At 54.7% G+C, this 26,431-nt stretch carries 24 protein-coding genes; 17 read left to right on the top strand and 7 right to left on the bottom strand.

Annotated features, from left to right (window positions below):
* Positions 1-24: 24 nt before the first annotated feature.
* Both ABRZ26_RS14010 and ABRZ26_RS14005 read left to right on the top strand, forming a co-directional pair.
* Positions 25-1,212 carry a mandelate racemase/muconate lactonizing enzyme family protein gene (locus tag ABRZ26_RS14010; RefSeq protein ID WP_319604753.1) on the top strand — a complete coding sequence of 396 codons (1,188 nt, stop codon included), beginning with the start codon at positions 25-27 and terminating at the stop codon, positions 1,210-1,212.
* 56 nt (positions 1,213-1,268) lie between these two features.
* Positions 1,269-1,871 (top strand): peroxidase-related enzyme, encoded by a 603-nt coding sequence (locus tag ABRZ26_RS14005; RefSeq protein ID WP_319604752.1) that lies wholly within the window; start codon positions 1,269-1,271, stop codon positions 1,869-1,871.
* Positions 1,872-1,958: 87 nt separating this feature from the next.
* Here ABRZ26_RS14005 and ABRZ26_RS14000 read toward each other — a convergent pair whose 3' ends face one another.
* Positions 1,959-2,336: a MerR family transcriptional regulator gene (locus ABRZ26_RS14000; protein WP_319604751.1), complete on the bottom strand. Its 378-nt coding sequence runs from the start codon at positions 2,334-2,336 to the stop codon at positions 1,959-1,961.
* A gap of 342 nt (positions 2,337-2,678) precedes the next feature.
* Here ABRZ26_RS14000 and ABRZ26_RS13995 point away from each other — a divergent pair, with 342 nt between their 5' ends.
* The 3 genes from ABRZ26_RS13995 (at position 2,679) to ahpF (ending at position 6,401) form a co-directional block, all read left to right on the top strand.
* On the top strand, positions 2,679-3,824 hold the full coding sequence (locus ABRZ26_RS13995) for an MFS transporter (protein ID WP_319604750.1): 1,146 nt from the start codon (positions 2,679-2,681) through the stop codon (positions 3,822-3,824).
* 375 nt (positions 3,825-4,199) lie between these two features.
* Positions 4,200-4,763 carry an alkyl hydroperoxide reductase subunit C gene (ahpC, locus tag ABRZ26_RS13990; RefSeq protein WP_319604749.1) on the top strand — a complete coding sequence of 188 codons (564 nt, stop codon included), beginning with the start codon at positions 4,200-4,202 and terminating at the stop codon, positions 4,761-4,763.
* A gap of 69 nt (positions 4,764-4,832) precedes the next feature.
* Positions 4,833-6,401 carry an alkyl hydroperoxide reductase subunit F gene (ahpF, locus tag ABRZ26_RS13985; RefSeq protein WP_319604748.1) on the top strand — a complete coding sequence of 523 codons (1,569 nt, stop codon included), beginning with the start codon at positions 4,833-4,835 and terminating at the stop codon, positions 6,399-6,401.
* A gap of 807 nt (positions 6,402-7,208) precedes the next feature.
* On the opposite strand, the gene queG is transcribed toward ahpF, so the two are convergent.
* Positions 7,209-8,348, bottom strand: a complete 1,140-nt coding sequence (gene queG / locus ABRZ26_RS13980; RefSeq protein ID WP_319604747.1) for a tRNA epoxyqueuosine(34) reductase QueG — start codon at positions 8,346-8,348, stop codon at positions 7,209-7,211.
* Positions 8,349-8,492: 144 nt separating this feature from the next.
* On the opposite strand from queG, the gene nnr reads away from it, so the two are divergent.
* The 11 genes from nnr to ABRZ26_RS13925 all read left to right on the top strand — a co-directional run bounded on the left by nnr (position 8,493) and on the right by ABRZ26_RS13925 (position 20,908).
* On the top strand, positions 8,493-10,022 hold the full coding sequence (nnr, locus tag ABRZ26_RS13975; protein WP_319604746.1) for a bifunctional ADP-dependent NAD(P)H-hydrate dehydratase/NAD(P)H-hydrate epimerase: 1,530 nt from the start codon (positions 8,493-8,495) through the stop codon (positions 10,020-10,022).
* Positions 10,019-10,501 carry a tRNA (adenosine(37)-N6)-threonylcarbamoyltransferase complex ATPase subunit type 1 TsaE gene (gene tsaE, locus ABRZ26_RS13970; RefSeq protein WP_319604745.1) on the top strand — a complete coding sequence of 161 codons (483 nt, stop codon included), beginning with the start codon at positions 10,019-10,021 and terminating at the stop codon, positions 10,499-10,501. The genes nnr and tsaE overlap by 4 nt, the downstream gene beginning before the upstream one ends.
* Positions 10,498-12,174, top strand: a complete 1,677-nt coding sequence (amiB, locus tag ABRZ26_RS13965; protein ID WP_319604744.1) for an N-acetylmuramoyl-L-alanine amidase AmiB — start codon at positions 10,498-10,500, stop codon at positions 12,172-12,174. The genes tsaE and amiB overlap by 4 nt, the downstream gene beginning before the upstream one ends.
* A gap of 49 nt (positions 12,175-12,223) precedes the next feature.
* Entirely contained in the window at positions 12,224-14,146 is a 1,923-nt protein-coding gene (gene mutL / locus ABRZ26_RS13960) for a DNA mismatch repair endonuclease MutL (protein WP_319604743.1), read from the top strand.
* A complete protein-coding gene (gene miaA / locus ABRZ26_RS13955; protein ID WP_319604742.1) occupies positions 14,139-15,080 on the top strand; it encodes a tRNA (adenosine(37)-N6)-dimethylallyltransferase MiaA in 942 nt (313 codons plus the stop codon). Before mutL ends, miaA begins: the two co-directional genes overlap by 8 nt.
* A gap of 113 nt (positions 15,081-15,193) precedes the next feature.
* Positions 15,194-15,490 (top strand): RNA chaperone Hfq, encoded by a 297-nt coding sequence (gene hfq / locus ABRZ26_RS13950; protein ID WP_048637380.1) that lies wholly within the window; start codon positions 15,194-15,196, stop codon positions 15,488-15,490.
* Positions 15,491-15,582: 92 nt separating this feature from the next.
* Positions 15,583-16,863, top strand: a complete 1,281-nt coding sequence (hflX, locus tag ABRZ26_RS13945) for a ribosome rescue GTPase HflX (RefSeq protein ID WP_319604741.1) — start codon at positions 15,583-15,585, stop codon at positions 16,861-16,863.
* A gap of 89 nt (positions 16,864-16,952) precedes the next feature.
* Complete coding sequence (gene hflK / locus ABRZ26_RS13940; RefSeq protein ID WP_319604740.1) at positions 16,953-18,218, top strand: FtsH protease activity modulator HflK; 1,266 nt, start codon at positions 16,953-16,955, stop codon at positions 18,216-18,218.
* Between the two features lie 3 nt (positions 18,219-18,221).
* Complete coding sequence (hflC, locus tag ABRZ26_RS13935; RefSeq protein ID WP_319604739.1) at positions 18,222-19,211, top strand: protease modulator HflC; 990 nt, start codon at positions 18,222-18,224, stop codon at positions 19,209-19,211.
* A gap of 97 nt (positions 19,212-19,308) precedes the next feature.
* Positions 19,309-19,509 (top strand): DUF2065 domain-containing protein, encoded by a 201-nt coding sequence (locus tag ABRZ26_RS13930; protein ID WP_009111325.1) that lies wholly within the window; start codon positions 19,309-19,311, stop codon positions 19,507-19,509.
* A gap of 100 nt (positions 19,510-19,609) precedes the next feature.
* Positions 19,610-20,908, top strand: a complete 1,299-nt coding sequence (locus tag ABRZ26_RS13925; RefSeq protein WP_319604738.1) for an adenylosuccinate synthase — start codon at positions 19,610-19,612, stop codon at positions 20,906-20,908.
* Positions 20,909-20,952: 44 nt separating this feature from the next.
* Here the strand turns inward: ABRZ26_RS13925 and mpl are convergent, their stop codons facing one another.
* Positions 20,953-22,338, bottom strand: coding sequence for a UDP-N-acetylmuramate:L-alanyl-gamma-D-glutamyl-meso-diaminopimelate ligase (gene mpl / locus ABRZ26_RS13920; protein WP_319604737.1), 1,386 nt, complete (start codon positions 22,336-22,338; stop codon positions 20,953-20,955).
* A 168-nt stretch (positions 22,339-22,506) separates the two neighbouring features.
* On the opposite strand from mpl, the gene fbp reads away from it, so the two are divergent.
* Positions 22,507-23,511 carry a class 1 fructose-bisphosphatase gene (fbp, locus tag ABRZ26_RS13915; protein WP_319604736.1) on the top strand — a complete coding sequence of 335 codons (1,005 nt, stop codon included), beginning with the start codon at positions 22,507-22,509 and terminating at the stop codon, positions 23,509-23,511.
* 73 nt (positions 23,512-23,584) lie between these two features.
* Here the strand turns inward: fbp and ruvX are convergent, their stop codons facing one another.
* From ruvX to rsmE, 4 genes are all read right to left on the bottom strand, one after another.
* Entirely contained in the window at positions 23,585-24,007 is a 423-nt protein-coding gene (ruvX, locus tag ABRZ26_RS13910) for a Holliday junction resolvase RuvX (RefSeq protein WP_319604735.1), read from the bottom strand.
* Positions 24,007-24,570: a YqgE/AlgH family protein gene (locus ABRZ26_RS13905; protein ID WP_319604734.1), complete on the bottom strand. Its 564-nt coding sequence runs from the start codon at positions 24,568-24,570 to the stop codon at positions 24,007-24,009. Before ABRZ26_RS13905 ends, ruvX begins: the two co-directional genes overlap by 1 nt.
* Before the next feature lie 99 nt (positions 24,571-24,669).
* Positions 24,670-25,629, bottom strand: a complete 960-nt coding sequence (gene gshB / locus ABRZ26_RS13900; protein WP_319604733.1) for a glutathione synthase — start codon at positions 25,627-25,629, stop codon at positions 24,670-24,672.
* An 11-nt stretch (positions 25,630-25,640) separates the two neighbouring features.
* Entirely contained in the window at positions 25,641-26,375 is a 735-nt protein-coding gene (gene rsmE, locus ABRZ26_RS13895; protein ID WP_319604732.1) for a 16S rRNA (uracil(1498)-N(3))-methyltransferase, read from the bottom strand.
* Positions 26,376-26,431: the final 56 nt, after the last annotated feature.

Raw genomic sequence — 26,431 nt, 5'->3', positions numbered from 1 at the left:
AACGCAACGAGCGGAGATAAGGTGATGAAGATTACCAGTATCGATATCTACGAGGTGCTTGGCCCGCAGATGGCGAAGACCCGGTGGAAACCGGTGATCATCAAGGTGAACACCGACGAGGGGATCAGCGGCTTCGGCGAAGTCGGCCTGGCTTACGGCGCAGGCAGCGCCGCCGGGGCCGGCATGGTGAAAGAACTGGCGCGCTACGTTATCGGCATGGATCCGATGAACGTCGAGCAGATCTGGGAGAAGTTGTTTCGCAAGACGTTCTGGGGCATGGGCGGCGGCGGCGTGATTTTCGGCGGTATAAGCGCCATCGACATCGCATGCTGGGATATCCGCGGCAAGGCGCTGGGCCTGCCGCTGTACGTTCTGCTCGGCGGGAAGATGCGCGACAAACTGCGGACATATGCCAGTCAGATCCAGTTCGACTGGGGCAAAGACAACAACAGGAATCTGATCGAACCGGCAGAATACGCCGAAGCGGCGCTGCGCGCGGTCGCCGACGGCTACGATGCCGTCAAGGTTGATGTGGTCTGCCTCAATTCCGCCGGGCAATATGCGGCGGAGTCGCTTGAAGGCATTCTCACCAACGCCCAGCTCCGGCTATTCGTCAATCGCGTGAAGGCGATCCGCGAGGCCGTCGGCCCGGATGTCGACATTATTCTTGAACAGCATTCCTTCCTGGGCGTGAATTCGGCCATCCAGTTTGCCCGGGCGGTCGAGGAATACGACATCTTCTTTTACGAAGAGCCGATCCATCCGCTTAATGTCGACGCCATGGCGCTGGTGGCCCGCAGCACCTCCATTCCAATCGCCTCCGGCGAACGAATTTATAGTCGCTGGGGCTATCGTCCATTCTTTGAGAAACAGGCGCTGGGCGTCATCCAGCCGGATCTCGGTCTGGTCGGCGGCATCACCGAGTGCAAGAAGGTGTGTGATATGGCGCACATCTACGACGTCCAGGTGCAATGCCATGCCTGCGGCAGCCCGATTATCACCGCCGCTTCGCTGCATATGGAAGCGGTATTGCCGAATTTCATCATCCACGAGAACCATCGCTACAACCTGCTCGATCACAACATTGAGCTGTGCAAATACGATTATCAGGCCAGGGACGGGTTCTACGAGGTTCCCAATCTGCCCGGCATCGGGCAGGAGATGAGTGAAAAGGCCATGCGCGAGAGCGCCTGCTCTCATATTACCGAATGACGACCGAACGCCATCATTCATTACACACGCCATCCACATCAATGAGGTTTCCCCGTATGACAGACGTTCAAATCGCTGCGGCATCCGACATCTCCTGGCTGCGCTTGCCGGCGGCCCACTTAACCCCCGCCGTTCGGCAGGCTCTGAGCGCGACCGTGGCGTCGATAGGCTATATCCGTCATCAGCAGAATGTCGTCGCCCATCGTCCCGCGCTGCTGACGGCCACCGCGGCTCTCGCCGAGGCGGTGCTGCGCGATCCCGAGGGCGCGCTCTCGCTGCGGGAACGGGAACTGATCGCGCTGGTGGTCAGCGCGGAAAATCGCTGCGACGCCTGCGTGATTGCGCATACCGCGGCATTGCGCGCGCTCGGCGCCGATGAACTGTGGGCGGAGCAGGTCGCGATCAATTATCGCCGCGCCGAACTGACGCCGAGGGAGCGGGCGCTCGCCGACTATGCGCTGAAGGTGACGCGCGCCGCCAACGAGGTAGTGCCAGACGATCTTGATGCGGTGCGCGCGGCCGGCGTACCGGAAGAGGGGCTGCTGGAGGCGGTCGCCGTCGCCGCCTTCTTCAACCTGACCAACCGCCTCAACAGCGCTCTCGGCATTCAGGCAAACCGCGAGGCTCACGCATCGCACCGGGGGAACGCGCCCGCCTGATCTGCGCGCTAACTGGCGGCCATGATCGGATATGCGTATTTTAGCCGCCGGAAAGATAGGTAAAGGTGCCTGTCCGCGCGTGCGGGGTCAGGATGACCCCAGGTTTATTAAATCCATTAATGATTTGATCTTCGACAGCCGCTTTTCGACTTTGGCCGCCGCGCCGTCCAGCGTGTAGCCATCCTCCAGCAACTCATTGATGAGGATGATTTTCTTGATGTCCGCCAGATTGAACTGGCGCGAACTGGCATCCGGATCAACCGACTTGATGATTCCCTTCTCTTCCCAATAGCGGAGTTTTCTAACGGGAACGCCTGTAATATCAGAGACTTCTCTGATACCGACAATCACTTTAGCCAGAAAATCGTGATAAGAGTCTGAAAGTTTTTGCATATCAGCGGTCACCGTATTTAGAAACCCGATGGTTTTATACAGTGAGTATAGTTTTAGATCAATGATTGACATGTCATGATGCCGGTTGTAGTTTTACGACAATTATTGTTGCATTGAGACAAAATCCAGTTAACGCTTTTCACTGCAAAATAAAGCGAGTGTGACGATTATTTCGTGCTCTGTAAGTAAGCAATAGCCTATTTATCTTGGGTAGGGCGTTATTTGTCCCGACGGTTTTGCTGATGTCGTTTTTATTAAAATTGGGGGGTGATCATTATTCCATAAATACCGGTTATTACTGGTGGGAACGATTTTTTATGGTTCGTATATAGATTTATATTCTGATTTTGTTAATTCATTGTCGTGATTATTTTTGTGCATTAATTATTTATTCAAGGCAGGAAGTTAAAAGTAATGTCCCAGCTTAAAACGAGTGCGCCCATGTTCGTGGCTTTTATCACGATGCTTGTGGTCGGTACCGATCTTTTTGTCGTATCGCCTTTGCTTGCCCCTATTGCCGAATCATTTGATATATCAATAGGAAAAACCGGCCTGTCCGTCACCATCTTCTCCCTTGCCTATGTTATCGGCGCGCCGATATTTGGCAGCTTAGGGGATAAATTTGATAAAAAAATTATCCTTGTCGCCGGGCTATTAGGATTTGCCATCGCCAATTTTCTCACGGCCGTATCGCCGTCCTATAGCCTGTTTATTATTGCACGCGCACTGGCGGGCGCGGCCGCTGCGGCGATCAGCCCATCTATCTATGCGCTTATCGGCAGTAATGCCCCGGTTGGAAATAAAGGGAGCTGGATGTCGGTCGCTGTGGCCGGATTTCTTATTTCATTGACGACTGGCGCGCCGACCGGAGTTTATATTTCAGAAATGAGCAACTGGAATAGGGTGTTTGTCATTATTGCCGTGTTATCTCTCTTTCTTGCGCTGTTAAATTGGAATATCTGGGAAAAGGCGAGTAAATCTGCGATAAAAAAAGAACAGAAAACCCGCCTGGCGCAAAAACTCAAAGCCGTTTCTATTACTGGCGTCTGGGGAGGATGCGTCTATGCTACCTATACTTATCTCTCGGTAGGGTTGCAATCGGCGGCGGGATTCAGTAACGCGCTGATTGCATTCGCATTGATCATTTATGGGGGCGGGGCCGTTATCGGCAGCCTGAGCGGGGGGAAACTGGCTGATAGATTCGGTACCAAAAAGGTTGCCGCATTAAGCCTGGTTGCTCTTTCTTTAGTCGAAATTACGCTCTCTTCATTGTTGAATTTCGCCCCTGAATTACAGATGATGACGATTGTCCTATTGGGGGTGTTCGCCATTGTCGCCTATCCCTGCCTTCCCGCTTATCAAGGTTATCTGATAGGACAGTTTCCCGATGAAAGCGGGGCTATCATGGCCTGGAATAGCAGCGTTATGTACTTGGGCATATCCATAGGCGCGGCGGTAGGCGACGCGGTTTTTTCCAGTGTCGGCTTTATTTTCGTCCCTCTTCTCAGCGCCGTGGCGGGTATTCTGGGCGGGTATCTTTGCCATCGAATGAAATTGTAATGCGGATGATGAAATCGTCAGACGCCTGGAAAAACCGTTTTCTTTAAGGCGCCTTGATGGCTTAGATTTGATCCTATTGTCTTTGTCGCAACACAATAGATTTCCGGATTTTTATTGGCGCGGCACGGATAGTGATGGGATCTTTGCTAAATTTAAGGCGGTAAAAGGTTGATGAACACGCCATTGTTGCCGGTCGTTGTCCTGACGATCGCCTGTGACGCTGTCTCTTATGCGATCTCACGGCGTTGGTAAAGTCAATGCCGCGTCTATCGCTAAGTAAGGTATTACTTATCGATTCGATAATAACAACGGATTGGTGATGTTCATCACGTTTCTGTACTTTAGTGCCATACCAACACACATGAGGATACCGTGATGTCAGTAATTAATACCCAGGTTAAACCGTTTAAAAACCAAGCATTCAAAGATGGCAAGTTCATCGAAGTCACTGAGAAAGATATCGAAGGCAAATGGAGCGTGTTCTTCTTCTATCCGGCCGACTTTACTTTCGTCTGCCCGACCGAACTGGGCGACGTTGCCGATTATTACGATGAATTCCAGCAGCGCGGCGTGGAAATCTACTCTGTTTCCACCGACACCCATTTTACGCACAAAGCGTGGCACAGCAGCTCTGAAACCATTGCCAAAATCAAATATACCATGATCGGCGACCCGACCGGCCAACTGTCCCGCAACTTTGAAATCCTGCGTGAAGATGAAGGTCTGGCTAACCGCGGTACCTTTATCGTTGACCCGCAAGGCATTATCCAGGCGGTGGAAATCACGGCTGAAGGTATCGGTCGCGATGCGTCAGACCTGCTGCGCAAAGTGAAAGCCGCTCAGTATGTCGCCTCTCACCCAGGCGAAGTTTGCCCGGCTAAATGGAAAGAAGGCGAAGCGACGCTGGCTCCGTCGCTGGATCTGGTCGGCAAGATCTAAGTCAGACCCCGCTGAGATCTGTTTTTTATCGGGTGCCTGGCACCCGATTTTTTGCACGGAGGATAACCAATGCTCGACAATACAATGAAAGTCCAGTTGAAAGCCTATCTGGAAAAATTAACTAAACCTGTTGAGTTAATTGCGACTCTGGATGACTCGGCAAAATCTTCTGAAGTAAGAGAATTACTGACTGAAATCGCTGGCTTATCTGATCAGGTCAGCTTTACTGAGGACAACAGTCTTCCCGTACGCAAACCCTCTTTTCTGGTGACCAATCCAGGATCGCAGAGCGGCCCGCGTTTCGCCGGCGCGCCGATGGGGCATGAATTTACCTCGCTGATCCTGGCTTTGTTGCAGGTCGGCGGACATCCGTCAAAAGAAGCGAAAGAATTACTCGACCAAATCCGCAATCTTGACGGTAAGTTCCAGTTCGAAACCTATTACTCGCTGTCTTGCCACAACTGTCCGGACGTGGTGCAGGCGCTGAATTTAATGGCCGTCCTGAATCCAAACATTACCCATACCGCGATTGACGGCGGCGTGTTTCAGGATGAGATCCAAAGTCGTAACGTCATGGGCGTGCCGACGGTGTTCCTTAACGGCGAACACTTTAGCCAGGGCCGTATGAGCCTGAGCGAAATCGTGACTAAAATCGATACCGGTGCGGGCGCAAAGCAGGTTGAAAAACTGAATCAACGTGATGTCTACGATGTGCTGATTATCGGCAGCGGCCCGGCAGGGGCGGCTGCGGCGGTTTATTCCGCGCGTAAAGGTATTCGCACCGGTCTGCTGGGCGAACGTTTCGGCGGCCAGATCCTGGATACCGTGGATATTGAAAACTACATTTCCGTGCCGAAAACGGAAGGGGCGAAGCTGGCGACCGCGCTGAAGAGCCATGTTGATGACTACGATGTCGATGTGATCGACGCGCAGAGCGCTGAAGCGTTAATTCCAGGCAGCAAACCGGGCGCGCCGCATCAGGTCGTGACCGTTTCCGGCGCGGTGCTGAAATCCCGCAGCGTGATCATCGCCACCGGCGCCCGCTGGAGAAACATGAATGTGCCTGGCGAGGATCAATACCGCACTCGCGGCGTGACTTACTGCCCGCACTGCGACGGCCCGCTGTTTAAAGGCAAGCATGTGGCGGTGATTGGCGGCGGCAACTCCGGCGTGGAAGCGGCGATCGATCTGGCCGGGGTAGTGAAGCACGTTACTCTGCTGGAGTTCGCGCCGGAACTGAAAGCCGACTCCGTATTGCAGGATAAGCTGCGCAGCTTGCCGAACGTCGACATCATCCTGAACGCGCAAACCACGGAAGTGAAAGGCGACGGTCAGAAAGTCACGGGTCTGAGCTATAAGGACCGCGTCAGCGATACGTTGCATGAGCTGCCGTTGGAAGGGATCTTCGTGCAGATCGGTCTGCTGCCCAATACCAACTGGCTGGAAGGTACGGTCGCCCGTAACCGGATCGGCGAAATTGAAATCGACGCCAAGTGCGAAACCAGTGTTAAAGGCGTGTTTGCCGCCGGCGATTGCACCACGGTGCCTTACAAGCAGATTATCATCGCCACCGGCGAAGGGGCCAAAGCCTCGCTGAGCGCTTTTGATTATCTGATCAGAACGCAGTCAGCCGTCTGATACTGAGCTTGATGACAAAGTGCGTCGAGCGGTGAGAATGGATAGATCGTAAAGACGCGGTAAGTACCTCCCTGTAAGCTCGAGCCGCGCGAATAGGAATCTCAGGGATGAGATTCCCCCTTGCAGGGCCGTCGTAAGCGACGTTCAAAGGCGTTCCCAACGCCTTTGTCCCTGGCGCGGACGCTTTACTCTTCTATCCCATTCTCACCGTTCAGGTTAGGCGGATAGGTTTGTCAACAGTCTGACTGATATTGATCGCATCGACCAGATAGCGTCGGTGTGGTCGGTCATCCACTTCATCATTATCATTGCCACATTTGAAATTCTGTCTGCCGTGTCTGGCCCGTCGAGCAACGCTTGATGGGCTTTTTTTTGCCGTTATCGGCAAAAATAACGGGATAGGGGTTGCCAAGGGACGGCGGCGACTTCATAATGCCGGCCTTTCTTTGCACGGACGTAAGGAAATACTATTGATTGACGCGTTAAATGTTAACGGTGTTCACCCCCCTGCGGCGGCGTTTCCCAGAGAGGCTTTTCCAGCCTGTCGTTACGCATTTTTTTGATTAATCCATACAAAACATAATAATTTTTTGAACAGACTTATCCACAGGCCGCCTGTTGATCTTTTTCCCGTCGCGCTATCTTGCTGACGGCGCTGTTTTTTCCATTTCTTTGATATTTATAGATAAAAATTACTTATAAAACGTTATCGCAATCACTTGTACTTTTTGTGACGGTTGATTGTGAAAGACTTTTTATATTTATGCACAGGCTGGACGACGTGTTGATAACGCCGGACGTCATGGCTCACGCATCACGCGGCAATCCTTTCTCGACCGCCCGAATCAACCTTTTTTTCCGCGCCGGCTGCACGTCAATTTCCCGCAATGCACGGCGCGTCATCTGCTGCTCAATGGCCCAGTGGATATGTTCGTCCAGCAGTGCGCTTTCGCCCAGCCGGGTTTGCAATGCCAGCACAATCTGCGCCTGATAGGGCGCATTTCCCAGCGCTACCGCGATATTACGCAGCCAGCGCAAATGGCCGATACGGCGAATGGCGGAACCCTCCGTAATGCGGAGAAATTTTTCTTCACTCCAACTGAACAGATCGAGTAATTCCGGGGTATGCAGCGCCGCGCGCGGGCTAAAATCGGTTTCGTCCGTTAATTGAGAGAAGCGATTCCACGGGCAAATTAACTGGCAGTCGTCGCACCCATAGATACGATTGCCCATCAGGGGGCGGAATTCCTCGGGGATCGCGCCTTCAAGCTCTATCGTCAGATATGAAATGCAGCGTCGGGCATCGACCGTGTACGGCTCGACGATGGCGCCGGTAGGGCAGGTTGTCATGCAGGCCACACAGCGGCCGCACTGTTCTTCCTGCGGTTGGTCTACCGGCAACGGCAGGTCGATCAGCAGCTCGCCGAGAAAGAACCAGGAACCGGATTCCCGATTTAATAAAAGTGAGTGCTTACCAATCCAGCCGAGTCCGGCTTTAGCGGCGAGCGGCCGTTCCAGAATCGGCGCTGAGTCGACGAACGGGCGAAAATTCAGTTCGCCGCAGTAGTCCTGGATTCGATCGCCGAGCTTTTTCAGCCGCTGGCGCAGCAACTTGTGATAGTCGCGGCCCAGCGCATAGCGGCTGACGTAACCTAGCCGGGGATTCTTTAGCGTACTGGCGAATGCCGCTTTCGCGGGCAAATAATTCATGCGCACGCTGATCACCCGCAGCGTGCCGGGCAATAGCTCATGCGGACGCGCGCGCAGCATGCCGTGGCGCGCCATCCAGGCCATTTCGCCATGATATTGCTTGTCCAGCCAGGCTTGCAGCTTAGGCTCCTCGGCGGATAAATCGGTATCGCAGATGCCGACCTGCTGGAAGCCCAGCGATAGCCCCCATTGCTTAATAAGTTGTGCCAATTCGCCGAGATCGTAGGGGTATACCATGACAAGCCGTAACGGGATGAGAGAGCGGGTTATTTTACCACATTACGCTTTACAGACCGATAGCGCGGTAATTTGCGTGAGCTATGGCGGTTGCCCCCATAGCTTGCTAACTTGGAACGATCTGCTGAACCATAAGGGGGCGTGATGACTGACGGCTTAACCTGTGGATCTGACTTTTCTCTTCCACAAACAGTATTCCAGGCGCAGTGGGTGCGTCGTGAAGAGGCGAACGCCGCTCGCGAGAGCGGGGTTTCATTGTATGAGCTGATGCGGCGGGCAGGACAGGCAACCTTTCAAATTGCCCGCCAATATTATCCAACCGCCAACCATTGGCTGATACTGGCGGGGCATGGCAACAACGGCGGCGATGGTTATGTGGTCGCCAGTCTGGCGCAGGCCGCAGGCATCACGCCTTATGTCATTGCCTGTACGGGCGACCGTGATTTACCGGCCGAGGCGCACGCCGCGCGTCAGGCCTGGCTGGATCAGGGCGGAACGATCCAGCGTGCCGACGCGCCGTGGCCGGATGATATCGACCTGATTATTGATGCTTTGCTGGGAACCGGCTTGTCCAATGCGCCGCGCTCCCCTTATGACGAACTGATTACCCAGGCAAACGCGCATTCCGCCCCCGTGGTCGCGATTGATATTCCTTCCGGATTAAATGCTGAAACCGGGCAGCGTGCGGGCAACGCCGTTCACGCCGAACATACGGTCACGTTTATTGCCCTGAAACCGGGGTTGTTAACGGGCAAGGCCCGCGATTGCGTCGGCCGATTGCACTATAACGCATTAGGATTATCCGAATGGATGGCCGCTCAAGCCGCGCCGATACGGCGGTTATCGGCGATATCGCTAACGGAATGGCTGAAGCCGCGGCGTCCGGACGTCCACAAAGGCGATAACGGACGCTTGTTGATCGTGGGCGGCGATTACGGCATGGGGGGGGCGGTGTTTATGGCAGGGGAAGCCGCCTTACGCAGCGGCGCCGGTCTGGTGCGAGTACTCACTCACAAAGAGTATTTATCGGCGTTGCTGACTGTTCGTCCGGAGCTGATGGTGCGGGAACTCACCGCCGATAATTTGCGGCAGGGGCTGGAATGGGCCGATGTCGTGGCGATTGGACCCGGTCTCGGGCAGGACGAGTGGGGAAAAAATGCGCTGCGGCTGGCGGAAAATTGTAACAAACCGATGTTATGGGACGCCGACGCGCTTAACCTGCTGGCAATCGATCCGCATAAACGGCAGAATCGCGTGCTGACGCCGCACCCTGGCGAGGCGGCCCGTTTGTTGAACTGCCGTGTGTCTGATATTGAAAGTGATCGCTTACTTGCAGTGCAAAAACTGGTAAAACGTTATGGTGGCGTTGTTGTATTAAAAGGTGCAGGTACAGTCATTGCCGGCGAACAGGGCCAATTGGCCATTGCCGACGTGGGCAACCCCGGTATGGCGACGGGCGGTATGGGCGATGTGTTGTCCGGGATTATCGGTGGTTTGCTGGCGCAAAAGCTCTCGCTGTATGATGCCGCCTGCGCGGGATGCGTTGTCCACGGCGCATCGGCTGACTGGCTGGCCGCACGGCGCGGAACCCGCGGTATGTTGGCAACCGATCTGATGCCTGTGTTGTCCCGATATGTCAATCCCGAATCGATACCCTTAGAAAAGACAGAATGAAAAAAATTGCGTTACCTCTGCCGGATGAGGCAGCAACCATCGCGTTAGGCGCGGCGCTGGCTAAAGCCTGTGAAAGCGCCTGCGTCGTGCATTTATATGGCGATCTTGGGGCAGGGAAGACGACCTTTAGCCGAGGTTTTTTACAGGCGCTGGGACATCAGGGCAATGTGAAGAGCCCGACGTACACCCTGGTCGAGCCTTATGCCCTCTCGCCGTTGTCGGTCTATCATTTCGATCTCTACCGTCTGGCCGATCCTGAGGAGCTTGAGTTCATGGGGATCCGTGATTATCTGGATCAGGACGCCATTTGCCTGATCGAATGGCCCCAGCAAGGCGCAGGCATTTTACCGGCTGCCGATCTGGCATTGCATTTGCTTTATCAGGAGCCGGGCCGGCAAGCCGAACTGTCGGCGCTTTCCCCTCGGGGAGAGGAGATTGTGCTGCGGGCGGCGAATCAGTTGGGGATAACAGCGCGATGATGAGCCGTATGATCAAGCCGTTCGTCTGGATGGGGTTGATGCTGTTCGCCAGCGCCGTCTGGGCCGCCAATCTATCTGATATCAAAGTGGATAACGCCTCCCGACAGGCAACCGTAAGCCTGAGCTTCAGCGGTCAGCCCGTCTACGCATTCTTTCCGCTGAGCAATCCCGCCAGAGTGGTGATTGATATTCGTCAGTCCGTGCTGATTCAGGGATTACCGCTGGAATTCAGCGGGCAAAATCTGATTAAGCGGGTCCGGACCAGTAATGCGCAGGACGCGCAAAGCATACGTCTGGTGCTGGATCTGACGCAATCCGCCAAGACCCGGGCGGTAACGCAGAAGACGGCTAATGGATACGCCGTGGTTTTTACCCTGATCAGCGACAATCCCAGGGCGACGCAAAGCGCGCCGGCGGCGCGACGTGAGCAGCAACAGCCGCCGGCGAAGTCTCAACCGGCGAAAAATCCGTTCAATAACCAGCCGACCCTGGTGGTGAATAGCAATGCGTCGGCCAGAAAGCCTGCGCGCGCCGTCGGTAACGATAGCCACGAACCGGTGGTGGTGGCCATCGATGCCGGACACGGCGGTCAGGATCCCGGCGCCATCGGTCTGAATGGGCTGCGTGAAAAGGATGTCACCATCGCCATTGCCCGTAAGCTGCAAGCTTTACTGAGCAACGATCCCGCGTTCAAAGGGGTACTGACGCGCAACGGCGATTATTTTGTGTCGGTGATGGGGCGCTCCGACGTGGCGCGTAAACACGGCGCCAATATTCTGGTCTCCATCCATGCGGATGCCGCGCCAAATCGCAGCGCCACCGGCGCGTCGGTATGGGTGCTATCCAATCGCCGGGCAAACAGCGAAATGGCCGGTTGGCTGGAACAGCATGAGAAGCAGTCGGAGTTGCTGGGCGGCGCCGGCGATTTGCTGGCAAACAACAGCGCCGATCCTTACTTAAGTCAGGCGGTGCTGGATCTGCAATTCGGTCATTCCCAGCGCGTCGGCTATGACGTCGCCAGCAAAGTGTTGCGTGAACTTCAGCGCGTGGGCGGGTTACACAAATCCCGGCCTGAACATGCCAGTCTGGGGGTGTTGCGTTCGCCGGATATTCCTTCGCTGCTGGTTGAAACCGGGTTTATCAGCAATGTGGCGGAAGAGCGTCTGCTGGGCAGCAATGCTTACCAGGAAAAAATCGCCAACGCGATTTATCGCGGGGTGAAGAGCTATTTTCAGACGCACCCTTTGCAAGCCGCCCCAAAGCAGGAGGATCGCCCGGTTCCGCCGGCGACAAGCAGAGCGGCAACGCCGGCGGAAAAGACCGGTAGCAGCGGCGGCATTCGCCATACGGTGGCGCGCGGCGAAACGCTGTCGTCTATCGCCGCGCGTTACGGCGTCAGCATGTCGGCGATCCGGGATATCAACAAGCTGAATAAAGATATTGTGTGGATTGGTCAGCGTTTGAGAATTCCGGCCAGCGGGGTAAAACAAACGGCGACAGCGGCCAGCGCCAAAAAAGCCGCCGCGGTGGTCAAACATAAAGTGGTGCGCGGCGATACGCTGAGTGCGATTGCCGACCGTTACGGCGTCAGCATGAAAGAGATTCAGCGGGCAAATGATATGAATTCAGGCGCCGTGCAACTCGGCCAGACGTTGCTCATCCCTTCTGCCTGAAGGGATTGTTATCCTGAATGTTCATTCCGTTAATGTAAGAGGGTATGCCATGTCGATTCAGGTTTTACCACCGCAATTGGCTAACCAGATCGCCGCCGGCGAAGTGGTGGAGCGGCCGGCCTCGGTCGTAAAAGAGTTGGTGGAAAATAGTCTGGATGCTGGCGCGACCCGTATTGATATTGACATAGAGCGCGGCGGCGCCAAATTGATTCGCATCCGGGACAACGGCGTCGGCATCAGCAAGGATGAGCTGACGCTGGCGCTGGCGCGCCATGCGACCAGTAAAATTTCGACGCTCGACGATCTGGAAGCCATTGTCAGTATGGGCTTCCGCGGGGAAGCGCTGGCCAGTATCAGCTCGGTTTCCCGACTGACGCTGACCTCCCGCACCGCACAGCAGTCCGAAGCGTGGCAAGCCTATGCCGAGGGGCGGGATATGGCGGTTACGGTCAAGCCCGCCGCCCATCCTGTCGGCACCACGCTGGAAGTGCTTGATCTGTTTTACAATACGCCCGCCCGGCGTAAATTTATGCGCACGGAAAAAACCGAATTCACCCATATTGACGAGGTGGTGCGGCGCATTGCGCTGGCGCGTTTTGATATCGCCATTACGTTGCATCACAACGGCAAGCTGATCCGGCAATATCGACCGGCGACCGAGCCTTCTCAGCATGAACGTCGGTTGGGCAGCATTTGCGGCAGCGCGTTTTTACAGCATGCGCTGGCGGTGTCGTGGCAGCATGACGATCTGACTATTCACGGCTGGGTGGCCGATCCTTCCGGGGCGAAGCAGTTGCCCGAAATGCAATATTGTTACGTTAACCAACGTATGATGCGCGATCGCTTGATCAATCATGCGATTCGCCAGGCTTATCAGGATCAGCTTAAAGACGATCAGCAGCCCGCCTATGTCCTCTATCTGGAGATCGATCCGCATCAGGTTGATGTGAATGTGCATCCGGCCAAGCATGAAGTCCGCTTTCATCAGGCGCGTCTGGTGCATGATTTTATTTATCAGGCGGTCATGACGGTATTGCAGCAGGTGTCCGCGCCGGGGTTGGCGCTGCTGGAGCCGGGAAGCGAACAGCCGATACAGTGGCAGCAGGAAAACCGTACGGCGGCCGGAGAAAACCATTTTGCCCGGCCAGCCGCGCCTGCGGCGGCGAAAAGCGGCGGGCAACGCTCAGGCAATGCTCGCGAGACGCAACATCCGGGCTATCCGGCCGGCCCAACCTATCAGAAAAAACAGGGCGAGCTGTACCGTAAGTTGCTGCAACCGAATGAGGTAGCGGAAGACGCCGCCCGGCCGCCGGCGGCGGAAACGGAGGTTATCCCTTCGCCGTCGGCGCCTGTCGCTACGCAAGGCGCCGACGCGGCGAAATCCGCCGCTATCGCGGAATCGCCGCTGGAGAGCAATGTAAGCGGCTTCGGCCGGGTGTTGACCGTCTATCCGCCCTGTTATGCCCTGCTGGAGTACCGCAAAGGGCTGGCGTTGCTTTCATTACCCGTCGCGGAGCGTTATCTGAAGCAGGTGCAGCTGACGCCGCCTGAAAGCGGATTGCGTCCGCAGCCGCTGCTGATTCCCCAGCGCCTGACGCTGAGTAAATCCGAACTCTCTGTATTGGCAAGATTTCAGCCGTTACTGGCGCTTTTTGGCGTCGATATTCATGTCGAGTCACAGCGTGCAACGTTACGAGCGGTACCTTTACCATTGCGCCAACAAAATTTACAAAACTTGATCTCTGAACTGGTAGGCTATCTGGCCGATCGTGAAACGGTAGAGCCGAACATTTTGGCCGCATGGATGGCCGCCCGCCTGAGCAGCGAACAGCAAAGCTGGAGTCATGCTCAGGCGATACAACTATTAACGGATGTAGAGCGCCTTTGCCCACAGCTGGCAACGGCGCCGCCGATTGAACTTTTATATAAGATGGATATCAATATTGCCATCAAGGCTCTGAAGCATGAGTGATTTTGCAAAGACGCCGCATCCGCCCGCGATTTTTATCATGGGGCCGACGGCGTCGGGGAAAACAGCGCTGGCAATGGCGTTACGTCGATATTTGCCGGTGGAGTTGATTAGCGTCGACTCCGCCCTTATTTATAAGGGCATGGATATCGGCACCGCCAAGCCGAGCGCGGATGAACTGACCGAGGCGCCGCATCGTCTGATCGATATTCTCGACCCGGCGCAAGCCTATTCGGCGGCCGATTTCCGGCGGGATGCCCTGCGGGAAATGGCGGATATCAGCGCCGCCGGACGGATCCCCCTGCTGGTGGGGGGAACGATGCTGTATTTTAAAGCCCTGCTTGAAGGACTGTCGCCCCTGCCGTCCGCCGATGCGGCGGTTCGCCAGCGTATTGAAGCGCAGGCGCAAGAAATCGGCTGGGAAGCGATGCATCGACAGTTGTGCGAGATCGATCCGGTGGCCGCGACTCGGATTCATCCAAATGATCCGCAGAGACTCTCGCGGGCACTGGAAGTTTTTTTCGTTTCAGGTAACACTTTAACTGAACTGACAAAAACGACTGGAGAGGCGTTGCCTTATAACGTTCATCAGTTTGCTATTGCTCCGGCAACACGCGAATTGCTGCATCAGCGTATTGAGCTGCGTTTCCATCAGATGTTAACGGCGGGTTTTGAGGCGGAAGCGCGGGTTCTTTTTGCCCGACATGATTTGCATAAGGACTTGCCTTCCATTCGTTGTGTCGGTTATCGCCAGATGTGGTCATATTTATCGGGCGAAATTGATTACGATGAGATGGTTTATCGGGGAATTTGTGCGACACGTCAGTTGGCCAAGCGGCAAATGACCTGGTTACGCGGTTGGGACGACGTCTGTTGGCTGGACAGTGAAAAGCCGCAGGCGGCGTTGGACAAGGTAATACAGGTTGTTAGTGCATAGGTTGGGTGATTGTGTACAATTGGTGAGTCTCAGCGCATAAATTTTTTACATCGTTATTTTAGGACCCTAGGGGTTCTTTGTTACAAACAACATACAAATAAGGAAAATATAGAATGGCTAAGGGGCAATCTTTGCAAGATCCGTTCCTGAACGCATTGCGTCGCGAACGTGTTCCGGTTTCGATTTATTTGGTGAATGGTATTAAGCTGCAAGGCCAGATTGAATCTTTCGATCAGTTTGTCATTTTGTTAAAAAATACGGTTAGCCAGATGGTGTATAAGCACGCCATTTCTACAGTTGTTCCATCTCGTCCGGTGTCTCATCACAGTAATAATCCAGGCACCAGCAACTATCATGGTAGCAATCCGGCTGGGCAGCAACAGCCGCAGGAAAGTGATGACGCTGAATAAGGCGTATTGTCAATTCACCAAGGCGGGGGGGAAGAAACCATTATACCTATCCCTCGCCCTGGTGTTTTTTGATCGTTTGAGAGGTTACTCGCTTGTTTGACCGTTATGAAGCCGGTGAACGGGCCATACTTGTTCATATTTACTTCTCGCAAGATAAAGATACAGAAGATCTGCTGGAGTTTGAGTCTCTGGTCTCTTCTGCCGGAATTGAATCGTTGCAGGTAATTACCGGCAGCCGTAAGGCACCTCATCCCAAGTATTTTGTTGGCGAAGGCAAAGCCGAAGAAATTGCTCAGGCGGTAAAAGATACCGACGCTTTTGTGGTGCTGTTTGACCACGCGCTGACGCCTGCCCAGGAACGTAATCTGGAGCGTTTGTGCGAATGCCGCGTGATTGACCGCACCGGGCTGATTCTGGATATTTTCGCTCAGCGCGCGCGTACCCACGAAGGTAAGTTGCAGGTAGAGCTGGCGCAATTGCGTCACCTTGCCACCCGGTTGGTTCGCGGCTGGACTCACCTTGAGCGGCAAAAAGGGGGCATCGGTTTGCGCGGCCCGGGGGAAACCCAGCTTGAAACCGACCGTCGTTTGCTGCGTAATCGCATCAGCCAGATTTTATCCCGCCTTGAACGGGTGGAGAAACAGCGCGAACAGGGGCGCCGGTCGCGCGTTCGCGCGGATGTGCCGACGGTTTCCCTGGTGGGGTATACCAATGCCGGGAAATCCACGCTGTTTAACAAGATAACGTCGGCGGACGTGTATGCCGCCGATCAACTATTTGCCACATTGGATCCAACATTGCGCCGGATTGAGGTTGCTGATGTCGGTGATACGGTGTTGGCGGATACCGTAGGTTTTATCCGGCAGTTACCGCACGATTTGGTGGCTGCGTTTAAGGCTACATTACAGGAAACGCGTCAGGCTTCTCTGTTGTTGCATGTTGTGGACGCCGCCGATCCTCGTCTCGACGAGAATATCGACGCGGTAGACGCCGTGTTGGCGGAAATCGAAGCCGACGAAGTTCCCGTGCTGTTGGTAATGAACAAAATCGATATGCTGGAAGGTTTCGCGCCGCGTATCGATCGCAACGAAGAAAATTTACCGGTCAGAGTTTGGGTTTCTGCACAAACCGGTGAAGGCATTCCGTTGCTATTTCAAGCGCTGACTGAACGGCTATCCGGGGAAATCGCCCAATACGCATTGAGCCTTCCCCCTCAGGCCGGACGGTTGCGCAGCCGTTTCTACCAGCTTCAGGCAATAGAAAAAGAATGGATTGAAGATGACGGACATATCGGTTTGGTGATTCGTATGCCGATTGCCGATTGGCGTCGTCTCTGTAAACAAGAGCAGGAACTGACGGACTATATTGTCTGACCGGCAAATTGTCTAAACGGCGAAATAGTCTGATGGACTCTGGGATATTGAACCTGAAGAACACCTATCATAAAGAATGGAGCTAAAACATGGCGTGGAATCAGCCCGGTAATAACGGACAGGACCGCGACCCGTGGGGGAGCAGCAATAACAATAGCGGCAACTCTGGCGGAAATAATAATAAAGGTGGCCGAGATCAGGGGCCACCAGATTTGGACGATATCTTCCGGAAACTGAGTAAAAAACTCAGCGATCTGGGGGGCGGAAAAGGCTCTGGTTCCAGCAGCGGCGGAACTTCCGGCGGTTCCGGTCTGGGCGGCCGGGTTGTCGGTATTGTCGCGGTTGCGGCCGTCGTCATCTGGGCCGCCAGCGGTTTCTATACCATCAAAGAAGCGGAACGCGGCGTGGTGACGCGCTTTGGCAAGTTCAGCCATCAGGTTGAGCCCGGCCTGAACTGGAAACCGACGTTTATCGACTCCGTCAGAGCCGTGAACGTGGAATCCGTGCGCGAACTGGCGACCTCCGGCGTGATGCTGACCTCGGACGAGAACGTGGTGCGCGTCGAAATGAACGTCCAGTATCGCGTAACGGAACCGGAACGTTATCTGTTCAGCGTGACCAATGCGGATGACAGCCTGCGTCAGGCGACGGACAGCGCTCTGCGCGGCGTGATCGGTAAATACACCATGGATAAGATCCTGACCGAGGGTCGAACCATCGTGCGTACCGATACGCAGCGCGTGCTGGAAGAAACGGTGCGTCCGTACAACATGGGCATCACCCTGCTGGACGTCAACTTCCAGGCGGCGCGTCCGCCGGAAGAGGTGAAGGCGGCGTTTGACGACGCCATTGCCGCCCGTGAAAACGAGCAGCAATACATTCGTGAAGCGGAAGCCTACGCCAACGAGGTTCAGCCGCGCGCCAACGGTCAGGCGCAGCGTATTCTGGAAGAGGCTCGCGCTTATAAAACCCGTACCGTTCTGGAGGCGCAGGGTGAAGTGGCCCGTTTCGCCAGAGTCTTGCCGGAATATAAAGCCGCGCCTGAGATTACGCGCGAGCGTCTGTATATCGAGACGATGGAGCGCGTTCTCAGCCATACCCGCAAGGTGCTGGTTAACGACAAAGGCGGCAACCTGATGGTACTGCCGTTGGATCAGATGCTGCGCGGCGGTTCCTCCGGCGGCGGCGAGAATACGTCAGGCGCCGGCAGCGCCAATCCGCTGCGTTTGCCCGCCACGTCCGGCAATAGCGGCGCGAGCAGCGGCCAGACGCGCAGCAGCAACAATGGAAATATCATGGATCAGCGCAGAGCCAATGCGCAACGTGATGACCTCACTCGAGTAGGGAGAGAATAATCGATGCGTAAACCCTTACTAATTATCCTGATCCTGGTACTGATGGTGGTCTATGCGTCACTGTTCGTGGTGCAGGAAGGCCAGCGCGGCATCGTGATGCGCTTCGGCAAAGTATTGCGCGATGATGAAAACAAACCGCTGATTTATGCGCCGGGATTGCAGTTTAAAATTCCGTTTATTGATTCAGTGAAGATGCTGGATGCGCGTATCCAGACCATGGAGAATCAGGCTGACCGCTTTATTACCAAAGAGCAGAAAGACCTGATCATTGATTCCTATATCAAATGGCGCATCAGCGATTTCAGTCGTTATTATCTGGCGACCGGCGGCGGCGATGTTTCTCAGGCGGAAGTGCTGTTGAAACGTAAATTCAGCGACCGTTTGCGTTCAGAGATCGGCCGTCTGGATTTAAAAGGCATCGTTACCGATTCGCGTGGTCAGTTGATGACCGACGTGCGTGAGGCGTTGAACACCGGCACCGGCGAGACAACCGAAGCGGATAACGCCATTGCTTCAGCCGCGGCGCGTGTTGAGCAGGAAACCACCGGCACTCAACCCCATATCAACCCGAACAGTATGGCGGCGTTGGGGATTGAAGTGATTGACGTGCGGATTAAGCAGATTAACCTGCCGACCGAAGTGTCCGACGCCATCTACCAGCGTATGCGCGCAGAGCGTGAAGCGGTAGCGCGTCGTCACCGTTCGCAAGGCCAGGAAGAGGCTGAGAAGTTAAAGGCGACGGCGGACTACGAGGTGACCCGTACGCTGGCGGAAGCCGAGCGTCAGGGGCGTATTTCCCGTGGTGAAGGCGATGCGGAAGCCGCGAAACTGTTTGCCCAGGCCTTCAGCGAAGATCCTGATTTCTACTCCTTCATTCGTAGCCTGCGCGCCTATGAAAGCAGCTTCAGCTCTAATCAGGACGTGATGGTGCTGAGTCCGGACAGTGATTTCTTCCGCTATATGAAATCGCCGGAAACGACGCTTCGCCGTTAATGTTTCCGCGATGACTTGCTTAAAGCCCGTGAATACGGGCTTTTTTTCGTGTCGCTGCAAGCGACGTTGAAAATCTGACAGGCAATTTGGAGTGTTTATGAATGCAACCGTTTGGATGGCTTTGGGATTGGTATTGATTATCGAAGGGCTGGGTCCCTTGCTGTTTCCCCGCATCTGGCGGCGTATGATTTTGGCGATGGCGCAGTTGCCGGATAATACATTACGGCGTTTCGGCGGTGGAATAGTGGTTGCCGGATGCGTTGTCTACTATATGTTGCGTAGCCGCATGGGCGGCTAGTCTTTATCTTAAAAATGTGCGCAAACCGGCGCTAAAAAGTACTGAAAGCGAGCAAATGAGATGTTAGAATCTTTTTTTAAGCAACCTGGTGATTCTTGAGATGGGTAAGAACGTCGTCGTACTGGGCACCCAATGGGGTGACGAAGGTAAAGGCAAGGTCGTTGACCTGCTGACTGAACGGGCTAAATATGTTGTGCGCTACCAAGGTGGCCACAATGCGGGCCATACTCTGGTTATTAACGGTGAAAAAACCGTTCTTCATTTAATTCCCTCGGGTATTCTGCGTGAGAATGTCATCAGCATCATCGGTAACGGTGTGGTGCTGGCGCCTGATGCCTTGATGAAGGAAATGACGGATCTTGAAGCGCGCGGCGTCCCGGTACGCGAACGTCTGCTGTTGTCTGAAGCTTGTCCGCTGATTCTTCCTTATCATGTCGCATTGGACAACGCGCGCGAAAAAGCGCGCGGCGCCAAGGCAATCGGCACGACGGGGCGCGGCATCGGTCCGGCCTACGAGGATAAGGTGGCTCGTCGCGGGCTGCGTGTCGGCGATCTGTTCGATAAACAGGCGTTTGCCGTTAAGTTGAAAGAGATCGTTGAATACCATAATTTCCAACTGGTTAACTATTACAAAGTCGAAGCGGTTGACTACCAGAAAGTGCTGGACGAGGTATTGGCGATCGCCGATATCCTGACCGGTATGGTGGTCGACGTATCCGATCTGCTGTATAAAGCCCATCAGCGCGGCGAGTTCGTCATGTTTGAAGGCGCTCAGGGTACGCTGCTGGACATCGACCACGGTACCTATCCGTATGTGACCTCTTCGAACACCACCGCCGGCGGCGTGGCGACAGGTTCCGGTCTGGGACCCCGCTATGTCGATTACGTTCTGGGTATTGTCAAAGCTTACTCCACGCGCGTCGGCGCGGGTCCGTTCCCGACCGAGCTGTTTGATGATGTCGGCGACTACCTTACCGAGAAAGGCAATGAATTCGGCGCGACTACCGGTCGTCGTCGTCGTACCGGCTGGCTGGATGCCGTCGCGGTTCGCCGTGCGGTTCAGATCAACTCCCTGTCTGGTTTCTGCATGACTAAACTGGATGTGCTGGACGGTCTGAAAGAAGTCAAACTCTGCGTCGGCTACCGCATGCCAGATGGCCGCGAAGTGGATACCACGCCGCTGGCCGCCGATGGCTGGGAAGGTATTGAGCCGATTTATGAAACCCTGCCCGGCTGGTCTGAAAGCACCTTCGGCGTGAAAGATCACAGTAAATTGCCGCAGGCGGCGCTGAACTACATTAAGCGTGTGGAAGAAGTGACCGGCGTGCCGGTAGATATTATTTCTACCGGTCCGGATCGCGACGAAACGATGATCCTGCGCGATCCGTTTGACGCCTGATTAGTTGACGAAGGACGGGTTGACCCGTCCTTTTTGCTGCCCCTCTATTTATCCGCCGTAAGTTCCGCCATCGCCTTTTTATTCAATGCATCCAGCAGCTTATTATGGATATTACTGAACCCGCCGTTACTCATCACCAATATGTGATCGCCCGGTAGCGCGGCTTTTGCGATCATATCAACCAGCGTATCGATGTCGGCGCTCCAGTGCGCAGGCTGCACGCAGGATTCGGCCACTTCGGCCACCTGCCAGGGAATATGCTGGGGCTGAAATAGAAACACTTCATCGGCGCGACCGAGCGCCGGAGCAAGTTCGTTTTTACATACGCCCATCTTCATGGTGTTGGAACGTGGTTCAAGCACCGCCAGAATGCGGGCCGTTCCTCCGACCTTGCCGCGTAGCGCGGCCAATGTCGCCAGTATCGCCGTAGGATGATGGGCGAAATCATCATATACATTCACGCCATGCGCCGTACCGCGTAGCTCAAGCCGACGGCGGGCATTAACGAAACCGCCCAATGCGCGGCAGGCATCGGCAGGCAGTACGCCAACGTGGTGCGCCGCGGCAATCGCCATCAGTCCGTTATGCATATTGTGTTCGCCTACCAGGCTCCAGTGTACTTCGCCAACCACTTCGCCATTCAGGTAAACCTGATATTCGCTGGCGTCCGTCGAGACTTTTTTCGCGTGCCAGACGCCGTCTTCGCCAACCAGTTCTTGCTGGCTCCAACATCCCATCGCCATCGTCTGCTTGAGATGAATATCATTGGCGGGCAGGATGATTTTCCCGCTGCCGGGAACCAAACGCACCAGGTGATGGAACTGTTTTTGAATAGCTTTCAGGTCATCAAAGATGTCGGCATGATCGAATTCAAGATTGTTGAGAATCAGCGTGCGCGGGCAATAGTGGACGAATTTTGAACGCTTATCGAAAAAGGCGCAGTCATATTCATCTGCTTCAATCACCATAAACGGGCTGTCGCCTAAACGCGCCGAGACGGTAAAGTTGCCCGGCACGCCGCCAATCACGAATCCCGGCTGATACCCGCAATCTTCCAGGATCCAGGCGACCATGCCCGCCGTCGTGGTTTTGCCGTGGGTGCCGGCTACCGCGATGACCCAGCGATCGCGCAACACATAATCATGCAGCCATTGCGGGCCGGAAGTATAAGCTAACCCTTGTTCCAGAATGGCTTCAACGCAAGGATTGCCGCGCGTCATCGCATTGCCCACGATAACCAGATCGGGCGCGGGATCGAGTTGAGCCGGGTCGTACCCTTGCATCAGCGTGATTCCCTGTTCTTCCAGTAAGGTACTCATGGGCGGGTAAACGTTTGCATCGGAGCCGGTAACCTCATGCCCCAGCGAGCGGGCCAACAGCGCCAGGCCGCCCATAAAGGTGCCGCAGATGCCTAAAATGTGAATACGCATACAGTTTCCATCTATACAGTGAGTCTGCGCACATTCTAACCCCATGAAACCGTCATAAGAAATGGATTTGACTAGGTACTCACTTTCTCTTTGGGCTACACTGCAATCGAATACGCTGGCGGTTTTTAAATGAAACCGCTTTTCATCCGTAGACTCTGGAATAGTGTTATGAAAACGTTAGGCGAATTTATCGTCGAAAAACAGCACGATTTCTCTCATGCCACCGGTGAGCTTACCGCGCTGCTCTCTGCGATCAAACTGGGTGCTAAAATTATCCATCGTGATATTAACAAGGCGGGCCTGGTTGATATTTTGGGTACCAGCGGCATTTCCAATATTCAGGGCGAAGTACAGATGAAGCTTGATCTGTATGCCAATGAAAAGTTGAAAGCCGCGTTAAAAGCGCGGGGCGAAGTCGCCGGGATAGCCTCTGAAGAAGAGGATGAAATAGTTATTTTTGACGGCGAGCGGGCTGAAAACGCCAAATATGTGGTGTTGATGGATCCGCTGGACGGCTCTTCCAACATTGATGTAAACGTATCCGTCGGCACGATATTCTCTATTTACCGCCGCATCACGCCCTTGGGGGTTCCGGTAACCGAGGATGATTTCCTGCAACCGGGCAACAAGCAGGTTGCCGCCGGCTATATCGTTTATGGCTCCTCCACCATGCTGGTGTATACCACCGGACACGGCGTGCATGCTTTTACCTACGATCCCTCCCTCGGCGTGTTCTGCCTGTCTCATGAAAAGGTTCACTTCCCGGAAAAAGGGAATATGTACTCCATCAACGAAGGGAATTACATTAAATTTCCTCTGGGGGTGAAGAAATACATCAAATACTGTCAGGAACAGGACGAAGCGACGCTGCGCCCCTATACCTCGCGCTATATTGGTTCACTGGTTGCGGATTTTCACCGTAACCTGTTGAAAGGCGGTATTTATCTCTATCCAAGCACCGCCAGTTATCCGCAAGGCAAACTGCGTCTGTTGTACGAATGCAACCCGATGGCGTTTCTGGCGGAGCAGGCGGGGGGGAAAGCCAGCGACGGTGAACGCCGTATTCTGGATATTATTCCGGATAAGTTGCACCAGCGTTCGCCTTTTTTTGTGGGAACGGAGTCGATGGTCAATGACGTTGAGCGCTTTATCCGCGAATACCCGGATGAGTAAGCGCTAATTTGGCGGCTTGAATCATACGGCAGCGCGCCTCGCAGACGGAGGCGCGCTGATTATCCGCATTCCCTCACTGATTTTGTCCTTCAAACCAGCTTTCCAGAATAATCACGGCGGATGCCGCGTCGACGCTGCCTTTATCCAGCGCTCGAAATCCGCCGTGCTCAAACAGATCGGCCCGGGCTTCCACCGTGCTCAGACGTTCGTCATGCAGCGCGATTTGCACGCCAAAGCGGCCGTGCAGACGGTTGGCGAATTTCCGCGCTCTGGCGGTGAGCGGCTGTTCCGTTCCATCCATGTTTAGCGGCAGTCCCACCACGACCAGCGCCGGTTGCCACTCGGACAGCACTTTTTCTACTTTTTGCCAGTCAGGTATTCCCTCTTGCGCCTTGAACGACGTCAGCGGACGCGCCGTCCGGGTTATTTCCTGGCCGATAGCGACGCCAATGCTTTTGGTGCCGAAATCAAAGGCAAGAATGGTGCGGCTTGCCATCAGGCGTGACCTGCTTCAGTGGCGATATTATGGATATCCACGCCCAGTTTTTTGGCCGCCGCCCGCCAGCGTTCGGCAATCGGCGTATGAAACAGAATCTCTTTATCCGCCGGCGAAGTCAGCCAGGCATTGTCCAGCAGCTCGTTTTCAAGCTGGCCTTCTTCCCAGGCGGAATAGCCCAGCGCCACCAGCATGTTTTCCGGTTGATTCGCGGTGCCCAACGTCTCCAGTACGTCTTTCGAGGTGGTGATCATGGTGTCCTCGGAAATACTGATGCTGGAGCCAAAACCGTCGCAAGGGGTATGCAGGATAAACCCACGATCGTCGGCCAGCGGTCCGCCGGAAAAAACCGGTTTGTCCAGGCTGATTGCGGGATCGCGCGGCGTTGGGTTTATCTTTAGCTTCTTCAGCACGTTCTCCACGGTAAACTGCTCCATGGGTTTGTTGATGATCAACCCCATGGCGCCGTCTTCATTATGTTCGCAGATATAGACCACCGAACGCTTAAATACCGGATCCTGGAGTGCTGGCATGGCGATGAGAAAGTGATGCTGTAAATTCATTTGTGCTATCGATCTTTGTCGGCGTTTGATGATCGGCTCGTCAACACAGTACGAGCCGGGCGTTCATGCATTCCGGCTGAAGATATCGCCAGGAACGCATTAGCTGTTACGCGCAGCCAGACGTTTTTTAATCGCATCCATAAGCATGCCGGTGATGGAGATATCCGGATAGGCCGCTTCAATCTCACGTACGCAGGTCGGGCTGGTAACGTTAATTTCAGTCAGACGATCGCCGATGATATCCAGACCCACAAAGATCAGGCCTTTCTGCTTCAAGGTGGGGGCGATTTCATTGGCGATCTGCCAGTCGCTGTCGCTTAGCGGACGGGCTTCTCCTCGTCCTCCCGCCGCCAGATTGCCGCGCGTTTCGCCGCTTTTGGGAATACGGGCCAGGCAGTAAGGAACGGGTTCTCCGTCAACGACCAACACGCGTTTATCGCCTTCTTTAATCGCCGGCAGATAGTTTTGCGCCATGCAGTAACGGCTGGCATGTTCGGTCAATGTTTCAATGATAACGGAAACGTTGGCGTCATCCTGTTTCAGACGGAAAATAGAGGTTCCCCCCATGCCGTCCAGCGGCTTCAGGATGACATCGCCATGCTTCTGATGGAACTGACGCAGCTTATCCGCGCTCCGGGTGACCAGGGTATCCGGCGTCAGATGCGCGAACCAGGCGGTGAAGAGTTTTTCGTTGCAATCACGCAGGCTCTGCGGTTTATTGACGATCAGCGTGCCTTTCTCTTCCGCGCGTTCCAGGATGTAGGTGGCGTAAATGAATTCCGTATCGAACGGCGGATCCTTACGCATCAAAATGACATCCAGCTCTTCCAGCGCGATATCCTGTTCGCCGGAGAAATCATACCAGCCATCATAGTCGTACTGTACGTTCAGACGACGGGTGGTGGCGCGGGCCACGCCGGCATGCAGATAGAGATCGTTCATCTCCATGTAATGCAATTCCCAGCCACGACGCTGTGCTTCCAGCAGCATGGCGAAACTGGTGTCTTTCTTGATATTGATGGCGTCAATCGGATCCATCACGATACCGAGTTTGATCATTATTTTCTCCTTTACCCCAGATCGCCGAAACGTACCTGCAAGGCGGTAATTGCGGTGAGCGCTGTGGTTTCTGTACGCAATACGCGCGGCCCCAGGAGGATGTCGGTAAATCCGTACTCCGAGGTCATCGAAATTTCATTGGAGGATAGACCTCCTTCCGGGCCGATCAACAATCGAACCCGCTTTACCGGCAGCGGCAAGGTATTAATGCTTTGCGTGGCGCGTGGGTGCAGATTGAGTTTTAATGCTGAATCCTGCTCGGCGCACCAGCTTTCCAGCGTTATCGCCGGGCGTACTTCCGGCAGACGGTTACGGCCGCATTGTTCGCAGGCGGCTATCGCGATCTTCTGCCATTGACCGATCTTCTTTTCCAGCCGATCGGCGTCTAATTTTACACCACAGCGTTCAGAAAACAGGGGAGTGATGATATTCACGCCCAGCTCAATGGACTTCTGAATGGTGAACTCCATTTTTTCGCCGCGGGACATGACCTGTCCCAGGTGCAGATGCAACGGCGATTCTTTATCTTCCAACTTACCTTCTGTAACGCGGACCCGCACACTTTTTTTACCTGACTGAACAATTTCGGCGGCAAAGATGTAATTGCTGCCGTCGAATAATTGCAACGGCTGGCCGCTGCTCATGCGCAGAACACGCCCAACGTGGTTGGCCGCCTCTTCACTCAGTTCAACTTCGCCGCCCGCGAGCGGCAGCGTCTCGGGATGAAAAATGCGCGGTATTCGCATACTGATGTTCCGACCTTAATCATGTAGTAATCTGAACTGGACCTGTTGTGTCCAAT

This window comes from Brenneria sp. L4-2C (assembly GCF_040240335.1).
In the GTDB taxonomy this organism is placed as follows: domain Bacteria; phylum Pseudomonadota; class Gammaproteobacteria; order Enterobacterales; family Enterobacteriaceae; genus Brenneria.
The sequence above is the reverse complement of the archived record's forward strand: the minus strand, read 5'-3'. Positions and strand labels throughout refer to the sequence as shown.

Coding starts and splice junctions, on each gene's coding strand:
- ABRZ26_RS14010 (WP_319604753.1), top strand. CDS start 25: ATGAAGATTACCAGTATCGATATCTACGAGGTGCTTGGCCCGCAGATG.
- ABRZ26_RS14005 (WP_319604752.1), top strand. CDS start 1,269: ATGACAGACGTTCAAATCGCTGCGGCATCCGACATCTCCTGGCTGCGC.
- ABRZ26_RS14000 (WP_319604751.1), bottom strand. CDS start 2,336: ATGTCAATCATTGATCTAAAACTATACTCACTGTATAAAACCATCGGG.
- ABRZ26_RS13995 (WP_319604750.1), top strand. CDS start 2,679: ATGTCCCAGCTTAAAACGAGTGCGCCCATGTTCGTGGCTTTTATCACG.
- ahpC (WP_319604749.1), top strand. CDS start 4,200: ATGTCAGTAATTAATACCCAGGTTAAACCGTTTAAAAACCAAGCATTC.
- ahpF (WP_319604748.1), top strand. CDS start 4,833: ATGCTCGACAATACAATGAAAGTCCAGTTGAAAGCCTATCTGGAAAAA.
- queG (WP_319604747.1), bottom strand. CDS start 8,348: ATGGTATACCCCTACGATCTCGGCGAATTGGCACAACTTATTAAGCAA.
- nnr (WP_319604746.1), top strand. CDS start 8,493: ATGACTGACGGCTTAACCTGTGGATCTGACTTTTCTCTTCCACAAACA.
- tsaE (WP_319604745.1), top strand. CDS start 10,019: ATGAAAAAAATTGCGTTACCTCTGCCGGATGAGGCAGCAACCATCGCG.
- amiB (WP_319604744.1), top strand. CDS start 10,498: ATGATGAGCCGTATGATCAAGCCGTTCGTCTGGATGGGGTTGATGCTG.
- mutL (WP_319604743.1), top strand. CDS start 12,224: ATGTCGATTCAGGTTTTACCACCGCAATTGGCTAACCAGATCGCCGCC.
- miaA (WP_319604742.1), top strand. CDS start 14,139: ATGAGTGATTTTGCAAAGACGCCGCATCCGCCCGCGATTTTTATCATG.
- hfq (WP_048637380.1), top strand. CDS start 15,194: ATGGCTAAGGGGCAATCTTTGCAAGATCCGTTCCTGAACGCATTGCGT.
- hflK (WP_319604740.1), top strand. CDS start 16,953: ATGGCGTGGAATCAGCCCGGTAATAACGGACAGGACCGCGACCCGTGG.
- hflC (WP_319604739.1), top strand. CDS start 18,222: ATGCGTAAACCCTTACTAATTATCCTGATCCTGGTACTGATGGTGGTC.
- ABRZ26_RS13930 (WP_009111325.1), top strand. CDS start 19,309: ATGAATGCAACCGTTTGGATGGCTTTGGGATTGGTATTGATTATCGAA.
- ABRZ26_RS13925 (WP_319604738.1), top strand. CDS start 19,610: ATGGGTAAGAACGTCGTCGTACTGGGCACCCAATGGGGTGACGAAGGT.
- mpl (WP_319604737.1), bottom strand. CDS start 22,338: ATGCGTATTCACATTTTAGGCATCTGCGGCACCTTTATGGGCGGCCTG.
- fbp (WP_319604736.1), top strand. CDS start 22,507: ATGAAAACGTTAGGCGAATTTATCGTCGAAAAACAGCACGATTTCTCT.
- ruvX (WP_319604735.1), bottom strand. CDS start 24,007: ATGGCAAGCCGCACCATTCTTGCCTTTGATTTCGGCACCAAAAGCATT.
- ABRZ26_RS13905 (WP_319604734.1), bottom strand. CDS start 24,570: ATGAATTTACAGCATCACTTTCTCATCGCCATGCCAGCACTCCAGGAT.
- gshB (WP_319604733.1), bottom strand. CDS start 25,629: ATGATCAAACTCGGTATCGTGATGGATCCGATTGACGCCATCAATATC.
- rsmE (WP_319604732.1), bottom strand. CDS start 26,375: ATGCGAATACCGCGCATTTTTCATCCCGAGACGCTGCCGCTCGCGGGC.